Below are 15891 nucleotides of genomic sequence, written 5' to 3'. Positions count from 1 at the left end.
CGCAATTTTCTCAACCCCGCACAAACCCCCGCATCGCCCAAAGTCCCAGCGCAATAAACGGCAGGCTGCCAGCGAAGACGTAGCGGGCGACGGTTTGCAGGATCTCAGGGGAAGCCTCCAGCGAGAACCCGGCAGCATTTGCCATGATTCCACAGGTCGCGGCGCCCACTGCATAGCCAAAGCGGGCGACCGTTGGCATGGCACCGGTGACGCGGGCCTGCTCGTTTTCCGGGGTGATTGAAATCAGGCGGCGCTGGATGAATGTATAGGCGCTGCCAAAGCCAACGCCTTCCAGCCAGGTCAGGCCCGCGATCAGCCAGACGGGACCGGCAGGGGCGGCAAAATACATGCCGGTAACGGAACAGGCGACCAGCGCCAGGCCCAGCGTGATCCAGAAACGATCCAGCCGTTCGGGGGAGCCGGACACGACAATCGCGGAAACCGTCCAGCCAAAGGATGCACCGGCAAGGATATAGCCAACCACAATAGGTTCGACACCATGCAGGCTGGCAAGCAACACCGGACCATAGCTCATCAATCCCATGACTCCCGCTGCCATGGCAAACCACATCAGCAGTGCGGCACCGGCCCGGTCACGCAGGTGAAAGGCATTGGCGGGCAACATGCGGTTGTCGCCCGATCGGGCATCCTGCCGCAGGAACAGCAGTAGCAGGGTAAATGCACCAAGGATCAGAAGGGGTGTCTGCGGGAAACTGACTTCAATCCCGGCGCTGGCGATCATCGTGGTGCCCGCGACCAGCAGGATCAGGCGTTTCAGGGGCAGGGTAGGCGCGTTGTCCATGTTGCGCCCCTGGCTGATGCCCGGGGTGAACCAGATCCACAGCGCGAGGATCAACGCCTGTACCAGGAAAAAGCCAAAGCCCCAGCGCCAGGTGAAATATTCCACAAAGAACGCGCCAATCAGCGGGCCCATAAAGGCCGACGCCCCCCAAAGCGCAGATATCACGGCCATGACGCGCGCCTGATGGCGGGAGGAAAACAGGATGGCGATGGAAATGAATGTCATCGCCGTCAGCCCGCCGCCGCCCAGCCCCTGCAACACACGCCCAGCCAGAAGCACAGGCATATTTGTCGCCATCATCGAGGCGGCGCAGCCAAGGGCAAAGACCACCGCACAGCAGGTCATCACGTTGCGGATGCCCGCCCGCATGGTGGCAATCGCCGCACAGGCCCCGGCCACGATGGATCCGATTTCATAGGTGGCGATGGTCCAGGCGACAAAGCGATCGCCGCCGATATCTGCCAGGATCTGCGGGATCATCGTCGCCAACAGCAGGCTGTCTGCCGCGTGTAACCAGATGCCAAGCGACACCAGCACAAGAGGCACCGCTGCCTCGCGTGTTAAAATTTCGCCCCAGGCGACATGTTCGCTGTGTTGATCTGCGTGCATCGTCATCTTTCCTGTCCCCATGATTCGTGCTTTGGGGGTTTTGATAAAACCTCAAGAGTGCTTGAGGGCAAGCGCTTTGTGGGGAAGGGCTTGCATTGGGAAATGCGGGTGCTAGACTGCCTGTAACAGCTCAACAATGCACAACGGGAGGACGATGGCTGAAATGCGGTGGAATTACGTACTTTGGCATGGTCCCCGTCTCGCCCTGTAAATTCGTTTGCAGGGCAGGTCATGAAACATTTGTCTCACTGGTCTGCTCATAGCCGCTTTGCGGCCGTCTCTTATTGACCTGAGTTTCCTATGACTATCATGACTATCAATGCTTTGGGCATCACCCTGGGTGAGCCGCTTTTTTCTGACCTGAATCTGACAATTTCCAAAGGCGACCGGATTGGCCTTGTCGCGGCCAATGGGCGCGGGAAATCCACGTTGCTGCGCTGTCTTGCCGATGATCTTGCACCGACATCAGGGCAAGTCACCCGGGCCCGGGGCACGCAGGTTGCCGGTGTTCTGCAGAACCTGCCGGATACGGCCCTGAACAGCACGATGTATGACTGGGTGTTGTCAGTATTGCCGCAGGATCAGGCCGATTATGAAAGCTGGCGCGTGGATGTGGTTCTGAACGATTTGCAGGTGCCTTATGAATTCCAGCATAAGCCGCTTAGCGATCTGAGTGGCGGGTGGCAGCGCATGGCGATGCTGGCCCGCGCCTGGATCACCGAACCCGATGTATTGCTGCTGGATGAACCAACCAACCACCTTGATCTGTATCGTCTGGGCCTGTTGCAGAACTGGTTGCAGGGATTGCCGCGAGAATTGCCTGTCGTGATCACCTCGCATGACCGGGCCTTTCTGGATGAGGTTACAAACCGCACCTTATTTCTGAGGGCAGATCAGTCGCGCATCTTTCCGCTGCCCTTCACTGGCGCACGCCTTGCGCTGGAGGAAACTGATGCGGCTGAGGAACGCCGCTTTGCCAATGACCTGAATAAGGCAAAGCAATTGCGCAAACAGGCGGCGAAGCTGAAGAATATCGGGATCAATTCCGGTTCAGATCTTTTACTGACCAAAACCCGTCAGCTGGCGGATCGTGCCGATAAAATTGAGGCCGCCGCACGCCCGGCCCATAAAGACCGGGGGGCGGGTGATATTCGTCTTGGCAACAGTGGCACCCATGCGAAAGCCCTGATCACGCTGGATGATATTCAGGTTGAAACACCGGATGGCCGTCCTTTGTATGCCACCGGAAAGAAATGGATCTGTCCGGGGGACAGGGTGGTGCTTTTGGGGGCGAATGGCACGGGGAAGACCCGTTTGCTCAGTTTGATCCAGGATGCGCTGGAAGGTGCTGACACACCCGTGAAATATGCGCCATCCATCGTGCCCGCCTGTTCAGATCAGCATCTGAGTCAGCTGAAAGCGGATGAAACGCCTATGTCGCTTGTGACCCATGCCTTTGATCTTGGGGATCAGCGAGCACGTGGGGTTCTTGCCGGGGCGGGGGTGTCTGTCCGGATGCAGGACACCGCTGTTTCTGCCCTGTCCGGGGGACAAAAAGCCCGGCTGGCCATGCTGATGCTGCGCCTGAGAAACCCGAATTTCTACCTGTTGGATGAGCCAACCAATCATCTGGACATTGAAGGACAGGAGGCGCTGGAGGGTGAATTAATCGCCCATGATGCCGCCTGTCTTCTTGTCAGTCACGACCGCAGTTTTCTGCGCAATACCGGGAATCGGTTCTGGTGGATCAATGGCACAAAACTGCAGGAGGTCGACACGCCAGAGCCCTTCCTGCAGGCGCAGGCAATGGGTTAAGCTTTTCGCAAGCTGTCATAAATGAGGTTTCTGAACGACGGGCACTATGCGCGACGTTCAGAACCACTGTCCCGGTTCCATCAGGCCCAGATCCAGCAATTGCTGACTGTTCCAGTCAAATTTCACGGAATTGTGCCAGCTGAAATTCCCGATCACATCCCGGCTGCCGGGGTTGGATCGCAGGGCTTTGGCAGCCCGGAAAGACGCAATAGAGGCCGTCAGGTTGTGATGCCATTCGCAGGAATAGGTGTTGTATTCCTCATCATTAAACACATGCCCGGATTTCATTTCCAGGTAAGGTGCCGAGGTGAACAGGGAAATCCGGTCAATTGTGCGCTTGAGGTAAGGCACATGTTCCTCAAAGCGCCAGCGCAGCCCACCGTAGAAATCCAGCTGACGTTCCTTACGGGCATAGCCATTTGCCGCATCTTCACGGGCCAGCGCATAGTAACCGGTTCTGTCAAACCAGGCATCATCCAGAGAAACACCAGATGGATATTGGTTCAGATCTTTTGCATAAAGATCAACCACATAGGTCAGCATTGCGTGACGGCGTTCTTCTGTGTGGAAGGCCAGCAATTCTGCAACGCTGCGTGTTTCCATGAACGGGTACATAAGATATTCGGCGTTATAGCAGTAATAGATCCAGGTGCCCGGTGCCGTCGCCTGGGAAATCGCGTTCACAGCGGTTTCTGTCGCGTCATCCTCAAAAGGATCCCAGGTAATGATATGCAGGGTGTCAGATAAATCTTCGGGCAGCTCAAGCCCGGCGGGGCGCAAAACCAGTATGGATGCGAAATCCAGCTTCTGGTGATGCCGGATGGTGCTTTCGACCTCAACCAGATCTTCGACCAGGATGATTGCAACCGGACCTTTGGCAATTGCCTTTTGCCCGTTTTCAAGAAATGTCTGTAAACTATCGTAAATCATATGCCCTCACTCAGGCGGAAAATCGGATAATTCCGGGGATATTGCAAGCCTCTCTCTGCACATGTAAACAGCAGCGATCAAACGCGGGGCCTTTCTGATGTCAGAAAAGAAAAAACTCTTCATTAAAACCTGGGGCTGTCAGATGAATGTCTATGACAGCGAGCGCATGGCAGAAAGCCTTGGGCACGAAGGATATGAGTCAACAGAGAAGGTTGAAGACGCAGATATGATTCTGCTGAACACCTGTCACATCCGCGAAAAAGCCGCTGAAAAGATTTATTCTGAACTGGGCCGCTTTAAGGGCCTGAAAGCAGAAAACCCCGATCTGAAGATCGGCGTTGCGGGATGTGTGGCCCAGGCGGAAGGCGAAGAAATCATTCGTCGCCAGCCGATGGTGGATCTGGTGGTTGGCCCGCAGACCTATCACCGCCTGCCGAAAATGATGGAAACCGTGAAGCAGGGCAAACGCGCTTTGGACACGGACTTTCCGGAAGAAGATAAATTTGAACATCTGAAACTGCGCCCCAAAGCAAAACGCGCGCCCGCTGCGTTTCTGACGGTGCAGGAAGGGTGCGACAAATTCTGCGCCTTCTGTGTTGTGCCCTATACGCGCGGTGCTGAGGTGTCCCGCCCGGTGGAACGCATTATTCGCGAAGCCAATGAATTGGTCGAACGTGGTGTGCGTGAAATCACACTGCTCGGTCAGAATGTGAATGCCTACCACGGGCAGGGGCCGAAAGGCACCATGGGGCTGGCAGGTCTGATTGCAGAGCTGGACAAAGTTGATGGTCTGGAACGTATTCGTTACACCACGTCCCACCCGAACGACATGGAAGATGCCCTGATTGAGGCGCACGGCACCTGTGCAAAACTGATGCCTTACCTGCATCTGCCGGTGCAATCCGGCAGCGATAAGATCCTGAAGCGCATGAACCGCAACCACACCGCCGAAAGCTATCTGCGGGTGATTGAACGGTTCCGCGAAGCGCGCCCTGACATCCTGTTGTCTGGCGACTTTATTGTTGGCTTCCCTGAAGAAACAGATCAGGACTTTGAAGACACAATGGCGCTTGTGCGCGAAGTGCATTACGGCCAGGCCTATTCTTTCTGCTATTCCTCGCGTCCTGGTACGCCCGCTGCTGAACGTGCGCTGGTCGATCCACAGGTTGCAAAAGAACGCCTGCACCGGTTGCAGGAACTTCTGTGGGAACAGCAACGCCAGACCCAGACCGATATGATTGGCCGCACCGTCAGTGTGATGTTTGAAAAGCCAGGGCGCATTGAAGGCCAGATGATCGGTAAATCCGGCTACCTGCACGCGGTGCACGCGGCTGCGGAAGGTGTTCAGGTAGGTGACATCCGGGACGTGAAGATTATCGCAACCGAAAGCAACTCACTGACCGGGGAAATCCTGCCATAAGCGCCTTTGTTGCAAATTCGTGAAGTTTGTCGCCCCTGCCTTGCGCGGGGCCTTTCAAATTGCGACGATAGGTTTAAGCGCCGGATTCGCCCGGCAGATGACAGACTGGAGCCAACTTGGGTACTGAAGACCTGCAGATCGAAGCTGAAGCCGCGGTAAACCCTGCGGAGACCCCGCTGGAATATCCAGACAACCGCCTGTTGATTGAGCTTTGCGGTGAATTTGACAAAAACCTGACGCAAATTGAAAGCAGCCTCGGCGTGCAGATCATCCGCCGTGGCAATCAGCTGGTGTTGCACGGTAAGGATTATGAACGCGGCAAAGCTGTGGATGTGTTGAACGCGCTTTATGGGCGCCTTGAAGCTGGTCGTTCGGTGGAAACGGGCGATATTGCCGCTGAAATCCGTATGGGCGGTGACAATGGCGGGCATGAAAATGCGCCGGACCAGCAGATGGAAATGTTCTCTGGTGGCCGGGTGGAAATCCGCACCCGCAAGAAAACCGTTGAACCCCGCACCGAGGCCCAGAAAGCTTACGTGCGGGCGCTGTTTGAAAACGAACTGGCCTTTGGCATCGGGCCTGCGGGCACTGGTAAAACCTATCTGGCTGTGGCGGCGGGGGTATCGATGTTTGTTGACGGGCTGGTGGATAAGATCATCTTGTCACGTCCGGCGGTGGAAGCGGGTGAAAAGCTGGGCTATCTGCCCGGTGACATGAAAGACAAAGTCGATCCTTTCATGCAGCCGCTGTATGATGCGCTGGGCGATTTCCTTCCGGGGAAACAGGTCACAAAGCTGATCGAAGAAAAGCGCATTGAAATCGCGCCGCTGGCTTTCATGCGCGGGCGGACACTGGCGAATGCGTTTGTTGTGCTGGATGAGGCGCAAAACGCGACCACCATGCAGATGAAAATGTTCCTGACCCGTCTTGGCGAAGGATCGCGCATGGTGATCACCGGGGACCGGTCGCAGGTCGATCTGCCGCGCGGCGTGACGTCGGGTCTGCATGATGCGGAACGTCTGCTGAAACATATCGACAGCATTTCGTTCAACTATTTCACCGCGAAAGATGTGGTGCGCCATCCGCTGGTTGCGAAAATTATTGAGGCCTATGACGACGCCGATCAAAAAGCTTTTATCAAGCGCGAAGCGAAAAAGGCTGAGAAATGATCACCGATGTGATTTGTGAAGACCCGCGCTGGGAAGAGGCGGGGCTGGAGGCTTTGTCAGAAACAGCCGCGCAGGCGGTGTTTGCGCATCTTGATCTGACGGGCGACTGGGAAGTGGTTGTCATGGGCTGTGATGACGCGCGCATTGCGGTGCTGAACGCGGACTTCCGTGACAAGGATAAGGCGACAAATGTATTGTCCTGGCCCTCAGAAGAACGCGCGGCTGATGACGCGGGCGGGCAGCCTCTGTCACCTGTTGGCCCGGATCCTGAACTGGGTGATATCGCAATTTCCTATGACACCTGTGCGCGCGAAGCCGCTGAGGCAGGCAAGACATTTACGGATCACGTGACACATCTTGCCGTTCATGGAATTTTACATCTGTTGGGTTACGACCACATTCACGATAAAGATGCGGCCCTTATGGAAGGGCTTGAGACAGAAATACTTGGCAATCTTGGCATTGCTGACCCATATTAAGGACAGGCGCGTGTTGTGCGCCGTTTAAGTGACCCGGAAAGGACCAATGGGCGACAATATTGACGGATCTTCTACTGCGGCGCAAAGCGCGCAGGAAGAGATAGAACCGGGGTCGTCAGACCCGAAGAACGGTAACGCGAAGGACAGCGGTTTTTTCCGCAGGCTTTTCGCGGGATTTTCCCAGACTGAAAATGAACAGGACAGCGAGGCGGAGAAAGATACTCCGGCCCCGGGACAAACTGCGCTGCATGGTATGCTGAACCTTCACCGGATGCGTCTGGAAGAAGTCGCTATTCCCCGCGTGGAAGTGGTGGCGGTGCCGGATGATATTGGCCGCGATGAACTGGTCGAAGTGTTCCGCGAAAGCGGTCTGTCGCGTTTGCCGGTGTTCGAAGGCACGCTGGATACGCCGATTGGTATGATCCACCTGAAAGATTTCTCGCTGAAATACGGGTTCAACGGACAAAACGGCAATGGTGATTTTTCCGTGCGCAATCTGATGCGCCCGCTGATCTTTGCGCCGCCGTCCATGCCCATCGGCATTCTGCTGCAGAAAATGCAGACAGAGCGCAAACACATGGCGTTGATGATTGATGAATATGGCGGCGTGGACGGTCTGGTGACCATCGAGGATCTGATCGAACAGGTCATTGGTGAGATCGAAGATGAACATGATGCGGTTGAAGGTGCGCTCTGGTTTGAGGAACGTCCTGGCTGCTATGTTGCCGAAGCCCGCACGCCGATGGAAGAATTCGAAGCAGAGATCGGCCTGAATCTGCGCGAAGGCCTGGATGATGATGAAATCGACACGTTGGGCGGACTGGTCTTTGTTCTGCTTGGCCATGTGCCCGGACGCGGCGAGATGATCCGCCATCCGGCTGGCCCGGATTTCGAAGTGATTGATGCCGACCCGCGCAAGATCAAACGCATGCGCGTGCATCTGCCGAATATGGCAGCGGAATAACCTGGGGATGGCGGGGGCATTATGCAGAAGCTGATGGCGCTGTTTGGCGGATTGACGGGTCGCCGGGCAATCTTCGCCACCTTCCTGACCGGTGCGCTTATGGCGCTTGGCCATGCGCCCTGGGGGCTCTGGCCGCTGACGTTGGTTGGCTTTGTTGTGTTGGCGATGCTGCTGGAAGCGGCAGATACCCCACGGACGGCGCTTTGGCGTGGCTGGGGGGCTGGTGGCGGCTATTTTGCCGTTTCCCTTAGTTGGATTGTTGAGCCTTTCTTTGTCGATATCGCCCGCCATGGCTGGATGGCCCCTTTTGCGATCTTCCTGATGGCAGGTGGTCTGGCGATATTCTGGGCTGTCTCCTTCTGGGGCGCGCGCAAACTGGCAGGTCAGAAACGAGCTGCATTGGCACTTTGTGTGACGTTGCCGCTGGCGGAACTGTTGCGCGCTTATGTTTTCACGGGTTTCCCCTGGGCCATGCCCGCTTATATCTGGGTTGATCTGGCCCCGATGCAGCTTGTGTCCCTCATCGGGCCGCATGGGTTGAATGTGCTGACGGTGCTGATGACAGCGGGTGTCTGGGGCGCAAGCGGGATCAGCCGGAATGCTGCGTTTGTCCTGGGGGTTGCAGTCTGGGGCGTGGCGCCCGTTGTTTCTGGTTATCTCACCTGGGATGCTGTTCCTGTGTCGGATGAGCGACCTCTGATCCGTCTGCTGCAACCCAATGCGCCACAGCACCTGAAGTGGGATCCGGAATGGGTTTCTGTATTCTATGATCGCAACCTTGCCTTCACCGCGGATCCTGGTGCACAGGGCCGCCCGGATCTGATCGTCTGGCCGGAAACATCCGTACCTGTGCGCCTTTCTGAGGAAGAATATGGCATGCAGCTGTTGCGGGATGCGGCGAATGGCGTGCCGGTGCTCTTTGGGATCGGGCATGCGCGCGACGAAGGTTTTTATAATTCCATCGTTCACATGAATGCAGAAGGCGGCCTGGACCAAAGCTATGACAAGCGTCATCTGGTGCCCTTCGGGGAATATGTGCCCTTTGGTGATGTTATGGCGCAGTTTGGGATTTACGGCCTTGCGGCCAATCAGAGATATGGGTTCACCGCTGGTGCTGAGGCAAAACTGTTTGATCTGGGCCCGCTTGGGCAGGCGCTGCCCCTGATCTGTTATGAGGCCGTGTTTCCCCAGGATGTGAATGCCGCCCCGGATGGCGCGGACTGGATTTTGCAGATCACCAATGATGCCTGGTTCGGCCAGATTTCCGGCCCCTGGCAACATCTGGTTCAGGCGCAGTTCCGGGCGGTCGAGCAGGGGAAACCGCTGGTGCGGGTGGCCAATACAGGTGTGACTGCGATGATTGATCCTTATGGAACGATCACTGCGCAGCTGCCTTTTGCGACTGAAGGTTTTCTGGATGCGTATCTGCCAGAGGCCCGCAGCGAAACCTTATACCGTTCAACAGGCGACAGGCCTGTATTCCTGTTTTTGTTGTTTTTCGGTTGCGTATTAATCTTTTTGAGACAACTTCGCGCTAAGCACGGTTGACCCTCCACCATTACAGGCGTAGGGGCGATGCATCTGCTGCCACAACGGCTTCCTGGCGTGGCGGTTTCATTTTGTACCGGAGCACTTTCAAATGACTCGTGAAAACTATACGTTCACTTCGGAATCCGTTTCCGAAGGGCATCCTGATAAAGTCTGTGACCAGATTTCGGATGCCATCCTTGACGCCTTTCTTTCTGAAGAACCCGAAGCACGGGTTGCCTGTGAAACCTTCGCCACAACAAACCGTGTTGTGATTGGTGGTGAAGTTGGCCTGTCTGATCAGGCGAAACTTAAAGAATATCTTGAAAAGACCGATGCCATCGTGCGCGATTGCATCAAAGGCATCGGCTATGAGCAGGATAAGTTCCACCACGAAACCGTGGAAATCACCAACCTGCTGCATGAACAGTCCGCCCATATCGCCCAGGGTGTAGATGCAAGCGCTGACAAAGACGAAGGCGCAGGTGATCAGGGTATCATGTTTGGCTATGCGGTAAATGAAACCGAAGCCCTGATGCCAGCCCCGATTCAGTATTCCCACGCGATCCTGCGTCGTCTTGCGGAAGTGCGCAAAAACGGCACAGAACCAGCGCTGGGCCCGGACGCCAAAAGCCAGCTGTCCGTTGTGTATGAAGGGGGCAAGCCAGTTGGCGTGTCTTCCATCGTTCTGTCCACACAGCACCTGGATGAAAATCTGACCTCGGATGATGTGCGTGCGATTGTAGAGCCTTACATCCGCGAAACACTGCCGGAAGGCTGGGTCTCTGCGGCGACGGAATGGCACGTGAACCCAACCGGGAAATTCGTCATTGGCGGCCCGGATGGGGATGCCGGTCTGACGGGTCGTAAGATCATCGTGGATACTTACGGCGGTGCAGCCCCACATGGTGGCGGTGCATTTTCCGGGAAAGATCCGACAAAGGTTGACCGTTCCGCAGCCTATGCGGCGCGTTATCTGGCGAAAAACATCGTTGCTGCCGGTATGGCTGATCGCTGCACGCTGCAGCTGTCTTATGCAATCGGTGTTGCAAAACCTCTGTCGATTTACGCCGATACCCATGGCACAGGTCAGGTGCATGAAAGTGAGATCGAAAAAGCGGTCGCGGCCTGTATGGATCTGACGCCACAGGGCATCCGGACCCACCTGGGCCTGAATAAACCGGTTTATCAGCGCACGGCTGCTTATGGTCACTTTGGGCGGACCCCGACCGATGATGGCGGGTTCTCCTGGGAACGCACGGATCTGGCCGAGGCGCTTAAGAAAGCGGTTTAAGCATGTGGCCGGTTGTTCATGTCGGAAGCATCATTGAGTGTGTTGCCGATGTAATTGTGAACGCGGCCAATAAATCTTTGCTTGGGGGCGGCGGCGTTGATGGCGTAATCCATCGCGCAGCCGGCCCCGGGCTAAAAGAAGAATGCCGGGCCTTTGGTGGATGTGAAACCGGAGACGCCGTTATTACCGGTGCCCATGATCTGCCCTTTCTCAATATCATTCACACCGTCGGTCCAATCTGGCGTGGTGGCGGCAATGATGAACCGGAACTGCTGGCCAATGCCTATCGTAACAGCCTGAAACTGGCAGCTGAACACGGTCTGAAACGCATCGTATTTCCCGCGATTTCTACTGGCGTTTACGGGTTTCCCAAAGATGAGGCCGCAGTGATTGCCATCCGGGAATCCCATCACTTTCTGAAGGCTATGGGCGCAGGTTGGAAAATTACACTGTGTGCGTTTCCGGCGAAAGAAGCAAAGCCCCTGAATAAAGCTCTGAAGCTTGCTCAGGCTCGTGACCTCTAACCCTCTCACAGGGTGGATTGCACTTTGCGGGCTTAAAGTTTAGGGAAGGCGGGCAATTTGCCTGCCTTTCTCTTGCCTGCGGAGTGACCATGTCTGACGATAAAAAACCTGAAGGTAATCATCCCTCCGGCGCGCCCTGGCGTAACTTCTATGGTCGTTTCAAGGGTAAAGGCCTGCGGGACTCTCAGCAGACTTATCTCGACGAAGATCTCGCGAAACTTTCTCCGGGGAAAGTGACCTGGGAAGACAATCCGACCCGTGAGAATATCGACCTGAAGGCGCTGTTTGGCGATAAACCTGTCTGGCTGGAAGTTGGTTTTGGCGGTGGCGAACATATGGTGCATCAGGCAAAGACCTACCCGGATGTCGGCATCATCGGCTGTGAACCCTATATCAACGGCGTTGCTATGCTACTTGGTAAAATCCGCGAAGCCGGTGTCAGCAATGTTGCGATCCACCCCGGGGATGCACGTGACATGTTTGATGTGCTGCCGGAACAATCCATTGACAAAGCCTTCCTGCTTTACCCGGACCCCTGGCCCAAGAAACGTCACCACCGCCGCCGCTTTGTGACCCAGGAACACCTGGAGCCACTGGCGAAGGTTCTGAAACCGGGTGCGATTTTCCGGGTTGCGACGGATATTGAAGATTACGTGCGTCAGACTATGGAAGAAGTGCCAAAGGCCGGGTTTGAATGGCTGGCGGAAAGCGCGGACGACTGGCGCAATTCCTGGGATGACTGGATTTCCACACGCTATGAACAAAAGGCTTTGCGCGAAGGCCGGACGCCACATTATATGACGTTCCGCCGTAAGGGCTGACACCACTGTTACCGCTAAACCACATGCAGGCCCTGTCGCTCGAGCGGGGCTTTGCTGTTTTCATATCTGCCGCTAAAAGGCAGACACACCGCCCATCGGGCATTCCGTATCCTCAGAAGCAAGGGAGAATAACATGACGACACTTACATTCATCCCTGCCGGGGTTCGCAAAGTTTAAGGCCACATAAGCCCCAGACTTTGTACAGGTGCGCTGGTGACAGCGGCCGACAAAATCAAAATACTGGAATATACCATGGGCAATTTTGCCTCGGGTCGTGTGCTGCCTGCCAAAAAGGGCGGGGCTGCGATCCATCTCTATTACAATGAAAATGCCTGGATCGAAGGGCGTGCGGAAGATCAGTTGCAACAGGTTGCGTGTCTTGAAGGCGTGCGTGCGGTTGCGGCGTTTCCAGACCTGCATCCGGGAAAATACGGACCAGTAGGCTGCGCGGTTCTGTCAGACAAGCTGCACCCACAGCTTGTGGGATCTGACATCGGTTGTGGCATGGCGCTGTATGCGCTGGATCTGCCGCTGCGCCGCTGGAAGCCGGATAAGATGGCGGCCAAATTGCGCTGCCTGGCTGAACCGAATGGCTGGGATGTGTCAGGGGATCTGCTGCAATCTGGTCTGCCTGGGGATCTGTTCGCAGGGGCGCTGGGTACAATCGGCACTGGTAACCATTTCTGTGAAGTGCAGCGGGTGGTACAGGCGGATCCGGAAAGCGGGTTGAAGAAAGATCAGCTTTGTCTGCTTGTGCATTCGGGGTCTCGTGGCCTTGGACATCAATTTTTGCAGGATGTCCTGGCTGATGGGCTGGTCGCTTATGACCCCGCGTCCGAAGAGGGCCGGGCCTGGCTTGAGCGTCATGACCAGGCGGCGATTTGGGCACGGCTGAACCGTCAGATCATCGCAGAACGTGCGGCGCATGCCCTGCGTTGCAATCTCACCCCAATCAGCGATTGCGCGCATAACCTGGTGACGCAGAAACAGGGTGCATGGCTGCATCGGAAAGGGGCTGCGCAATTGCAGGATCTGGTGCCGCTGGCCGGTACGCGTGCGACGGAAAGCTTTCTGCTGAAGCCCGGAGCGGGTGGCGGCACTGCGCTGAACTCCTGCGCGCATGGGGCAGGGCGACGCTATGATCGCGCCTCTATGCATGGGCGTGTGTCAAAGGCGAAGTCTTCGCTTGAGGCTCTGCGCAGGCCAACCGCCAATGGGCGGGTGATCTGCGAAGATAAAGCCATGCTGATTGAAGAAGCGCCCCAGGCCTATAAATCCGCCGCGGATGTGGCGAATGATCTGGCGCGTTTTGATGTGGCAAATGTGGTGGCGACGCTTGCACCGCTGATGACGTTTAAGCACGCAAAGACCGGGGGCCGCCATGACTGAGAAGACGACTGATCGCGTGACTTTTCTTGTGACCAGCGGCAACGGGCCGGGAGAGTGCTGTCTTGCGGCGGCACATATCCTGGCGCGGATGCGGGAAGAAGCGGAAGACATGGGTGCGGATCTGGACATCAGTGAAGTGCCTGCAAAACACGGTGTGAAATCTGCGGTCGTGACATTGCACGGGCCCTGCGCGGATTGCTTTGCACAGCATTGGGTTGGTACCATCCGCTGGATCAGCAAAAGCACGCTGCGCCCCGGTTATAAGCGCCAGAACTGGTTTGCGGGTGTTTCGCGTCTTGCGGCGGTGAAAGCCATCGCGGCAACGGGGGATGTGCGCTTTGATACCTTCCGTGCCGGTGGCCCAGGTGGCCAGCATCAGAACACCACCGACAGCGCTGTGCGGGCGACCTGCCTGCAAAGCGGCGTGTCGGTGGTCGTGCGGGACGGGCGTTCGCAGCATCGCAACAAGGCCCTGGCTGTGGAACGGCTGGCCGCGTTGAGGGCCGCGCAGGCGGAAATTGATACGGCTGATCAGGCCCGGGATGCGAACCTGCGCCACCATGCTCTGAAACGCGGGAATGCCCATCGCACCTTCAAAGGACCACGGTTTAACGAGGTGACCTGACGCAAACATAAAAGATAAGGGTGGGCGTGGATCATTTGCATGATTTACGCCCCCCTTTGCTTGCGCTATCAGTGTCGTCAGACTGAATGAAGGAAGCGCAAATGTCCGGCCATGGCACCCCGATCCCGATGACCTCTCGTAAATGCGGCCCGCTGAACGGCGAAGCTGCTGTACCTGGGGATAAATCCATTTCGCACCGCGCGCTGATCTTTGGCGCGCTGGCTGTGGGTGAAACCAAAGTCACCGGCCTGCTGGAAGGCGAAGACGTGCTGGATACGGCAAAAGCCATGCGGGCCTTTGGTGCGACCGTTACCCAACATGGCCCCGGCGAATGGTCCGTGAACGGTGTGGGCGTTGGCGGTTTTTCCGAACCTGACAATGTGATTGATTGCGGTAATTCCGGCACTGGCGTGCGTCTGATCATGGGCGTTATGGCGACCCAGGGGATCAATGCGACTTTCACAGGTGACGCCAGCCTGAACAAGCGCCCGATGGGCCGTGTGACCGATCCGATTGCGCTGTTTGGCGCGCAATCCGTGGGCCGGTCCGGTGGTCGTCTGCCGATGACCATTGTGGGCGCAACCGAACCTGTGCCGGTGGAATACACCGTTCCAATGCCGTCAGCGCAGGTGAAATCCGCGGTGCTTCTGGCGGGGTTGAATGCGCCGGGCCAGACTGTGGTGATCGAAAAAGAAGCCACCCGTGACCATACCGAACGCATGCTGGAAGGTTTCGGGGCTGAGATTTCCGTTGAAGAAACAGAGGACGGCCGTCGTATCACCCTGACCGGCCAGCCAGAACTGAAACCGCAGGTGATCTCTGTGCCTCGCGACCCAAGCTCTGCTGCTTTTCCGACCTGTGCGGCGACAATTGTGCCCGGGTCCGAAGTGTTCGTGCCTGGCGTGTCCCAGAACCTGACGCGCAACGGGATCTACACGACGCTTGTTGAAATGGGCGCGGATATTACGTTTGAAAATGAACGCCTTGAGGGTGGTGAACCCGTCGCCGACCTGCGCGTGCGTTACGCTGAAACACATGGCATCGAAGTGCCACCTGCACGTGCGGCGTCGATGATTGACGAATACCCGGTGCTGTCCGTTGTTGCGGCCCTGTCCACCGGTAAAACCGTGATGCGCGGCGTGAAAGAACTGCGCGTGAAGGAATGCGACCGTATTGACGCCATGGCCCGTGGTCTGCGCGCCTGTGGCGTGACGGTTGAGGAAGATGAAGACACGATGATCGTGCATGGCATGGGGCCGGGCGGTGTGCCGGGTGGTGCAACCTGCGAAAGCTTCCTGGATCACCGGATTGCGATGTCTTTCATGGTGCTTGGCATGGCGGCGCAGAACCCTGTGTCTGTCGATGACGGCACGCCAATTGCCACATCCTTCCCGGTGTTTGAGGATCTGATGAAGACCCTGGGCGCACAGATCACACGCGATAACGCCTGACACAGGCAGGGCAATTCGCAGGAATTTTTATACACCCGGGACTGAAAATGTTCCGGGTGTGTCGTTTTCAG

14 protein-coding genes and 1 riboswitch are annotated in these 15891 nt (G+C 56.7%); of the genes, 12 read left to right on the top strand and 2 right to left on the bottom strand.

The window, feature by feature from the left end; genetic code table 11:
- Positions 1-10 precede the first annotated feature (10 nt).
- Positions 11-1417, bottom strand: coding sequence for an MFS transporter (locus tag H1D41_RS11590; protein WP_228849057.1), 1407 nt, complete (start codon positions 1415-1417; stop codon positions 11-13).
- A gap of 294 nt (positions 1418-1711) precedes the next feature.
- Between H1D41_RS11590 and H1D41_RS11585 the strand changes: the two genes are divergently transcribed.
- Positions 1712-3226: an ABC-F family ATP-binding cassette domain-containing protein gene (locus tag H1D41_RS11585; RefSeq protein ID WP_228849056.1), complete on the top strand. Its 1515-nt coding sequence runs from the start codon at positions 1712-1714 to the stop codon at positions 3224-3226.
- A 57-nt stretch (positions 3227-3283) separates the two neighbouring features.
- On the opposite strand, the gene H1D41_RS11580 is transcribed toward H1D41_RS11585, so the two are convergent.
- On the bottom strand, positions 3284-4156 hold the full coding sequence (locus H1D41_RS11580; protein ID WP_228849055.1) for a glycosyltransferase family 2 protein: 873 nt from the start codon (positions 4154-4156) through the stop codon (positions 3284-3286).
- Positions 4157-4253: 97 nt separating this feature from the next.
- On the opposite strand from H1D41_RS11580, the gene miaB reads away from it, so the two are divergent.
- The 11 genes from miaB to aroA all read left to right on the top strand — a co-directional run bounded on the left by miaB (position 4254) and on the right by aroA (position 15820).
- Positions 4254-5576: a tRNA (N6-isopentenyl adenosine(37)-C2)-methylthiotransferase MiaB gene (miaB, locus tag H1D41_RS11575; protein ID WP_228849054.1), complete on the top strand. Its 1323-nt coding sequence runs from the start codon at positions 4254-4256 to the stop codon at positions 5574-5576.
- A gap of 116 nt (positions 5577-5692) precedes the next feature.
- The gene (locus tag H1D41_RS11570) at positions 5693-6745 is read left to right on the top strand and encodes a PhoH family protein (RefSeq protein WP_228849053.1); all 1053 of its coding nucleotides are present in this window, start codon (positions 5693-5695) and stop codon (positions 6743-6745) included.
- A complete protein-coding gene (gene ybeY / locus H1D41_RS11565) occupies positions 6742-7224 on the top strand; it encodes an rRNA maturation RNase YbeY (protein ID WP_228849052.1) in 483 nt (160 codons plus the stop codon). Before H1D41_RS11570 ends, ybeY begins: the two co-directional genes overlap by 4 nt.
- 46 nt (positions 7225-7270) lie before the next feature.
- Complete coding sequence (locus H1D41_RS11560; protein WP_228849051.1) at positions 7271-8188, top strand: hemolysin family protein; 918 nt, start codon at positions 7271-7273, stop codon at positions 8186-8188.
- A gap of 21 nt (positions 8189-8209) precedes the next feature.
- The gene (gene lnt, locus H1D41_RS11555; RefSeq protein ID WP_228849050.1) at positions 8210-9736 is read left to right on the top strand and encodes an apolipoprotein N-acyltransferase; all 1527 of its coding nucleotides are present in this window, start codon (positions 8210-8212) and stop codon (positions 9734-9736) included.
- A gap of 33 nt (positions 9737-9769) precedes the next feature.
- Positions 9770-9820: riboswitch (SAM-SAH riboswitch) on the top strand.
- Between the two features lie 7 nt (positions 9821-9827).
- Positions 9828-11009: a methionine adenosyltransferase gene (metK, locus tag H1D41_RS11550; RefSeq protein WP_228849049.1), complete on the top strand. Its 1182-nt coding sequence runs from the start codon at positions 9828-9830 to the stop codon at positions 11007-11009.
- 2 nt (positions 11010-11011) lie between these two features.
- The gene (locus tag H1D41_RS11545; RefSeq protein WP_228849048.1) at positions 11012-11533 is read left to right on the top strand and encodes a macro domain-containing protein; all 522 of its coding nucleotides are present in this window, start codon (positions 11012-11014) and stop codon (positions 11531-11533) included.
- Between the two features lie 89 nt (positions 11534-11622).
- On the top strand, positions 11623-12354 hold the full coding sequence (gene trmB / locus H1D41_RS11540; RefSeq protein WP_228849047.1) for a tRNA (guanosine(46)-N7)-methyltransferase TrmB: 732 nt from the start codon (positions 11623-11625) through the stop codon (positions 12352-12354).
- A gap of 214 nt (positions 12355-12568) precedes the next feature.
- Positions 12569-13744, top strand: a complete 1176-nt coding sequence (locus tag H1D41_RS11535; protein ID WP_228849046.1) for an RNA ligase RtcB family protein — start codon at positions 12569-12571, stop codon at positions 13742-13744.
- The gene (gene prfH / locus H1D41_RS11530) at positions 13737-14369 is read left to right on the top strand and encodes a peptide chain release factor H (protein WP_228849045.1); all 633 of its coding nucleotides are present in this window, start codon (positions 13737-13739) and stop codon (positions 14367-14369) included. Before H1D41_RS11535 ends, prfH begins: the two co-directional genes overlap by 8 nt.
- Before the next feature lie 101 nt (positions 14370-14470).
- Positions 14471-15820 (top strand): 3-phosphoshikimate 1-carboxyvinyltransferase, encoded by a 1350-nt coding sequence (gene aroA, locus H1D41_RS11525; protein WP_228849044.1) that lies wholly within the window; start codon positions 14471-14473, stop codon positions 15818-15820.
- The last annotated feature ends 71 nt before the right edge of the window (positions 15821-15891 follow it).

This window comes from Halocynthiibacter styelae, assembly GCF_016123485.1.
Taxonomy (GTDB): Bacteria; Pseudomonadota; Alphaproteobacteria; order Rhodobacterales; family Rhodobacteraceae; genus Halocynthiibacter; species Halocynthiibacter styelae.
This window is presented reverse-complemented; position numbering and strand designations above follow the sequence as displayed.

Bases quoted from the DNA above. Each gene is read 5' to 3' on its own strand.
- H1D41_RS11590 (WP_228849057.1), bottom strand. From the start codon at position 1,417: ATGACGATGCACGCAGATCAACACAGCGAACATGTCGCCTGGGGCGAA.
- trmB (WP_228849047.1), top strand. From the start codon at position 11,623: ATGTCTGACGATAAAAAACCTGAAGGTAATCATCCCTCCGGCGCGCCC.
- H1D41_RS11545 (WP_228849048.1), top strand. From the start codon at position 11,012: ATGTGGCCGGTTGTTCATGTCGGAAGCATCATTGAGTGTGTTGCCGAT.
- H1D41_RS11580 (WP_228849055.1), bottom strand. From the start codon at position 4,156: ATGATTTACGATAGTTTACAGACATTTCTTGAAAACGGGCAAAAGGCA.
- miaB (WP_228849054.1), top strand. From the start codon at position 4,254: ATGTCAGAAAAGAAAAAACTCTTCATTAAAACCTGGGGCTGTCAGATG.
- prfH (WP_228849045.1), top strand. From the start codon at position 13,737: ATGACTGAGAAGACGACTGATCGCGTGACTTTTCTTGTGACCAGCGGC.
- H1D41_RS11560 (WP_228849051.1), top strand. From the start codon at position 7,271: ATGGGCGACAATATTGACGGATCTTCTACTGCGGCGCAAAGCGCGCAG.
- ybeY (WP_228849052.1), top strand. From the start codon at position 6,742: ATGATCACCGATGTGATTTGTGAAGACCCGCGCTGGGAAGAGGCGGGG.
- metK (WP_228849049.1), top strand. From the start codon at position 9,828: ATGACTCGTGAAAACTATACGTTCACTTCGGAATCCGTTTCCGAAGGG.
- lnt (WP_228849050.1), top strand. From the start codon at position 8,210: ATGCAGAAGCTGATGGCGCTGTTTGGCGGATTGACGGGTCGCCGGGCA.
- aroA (WP_228849044.1), top strand. From the start codon at position 14,471: ATGTCCGGCCATGGCACCCCGATCCCGATGACCTCTCGTAAATGCGGC.
- H1D41_RS11585 (WP_228849056.1), top strand. From the start codon at position 1,712: ATGACTATCATGACTATCAATGCTTTGGGCATCACCCTGGGTGAGCCG.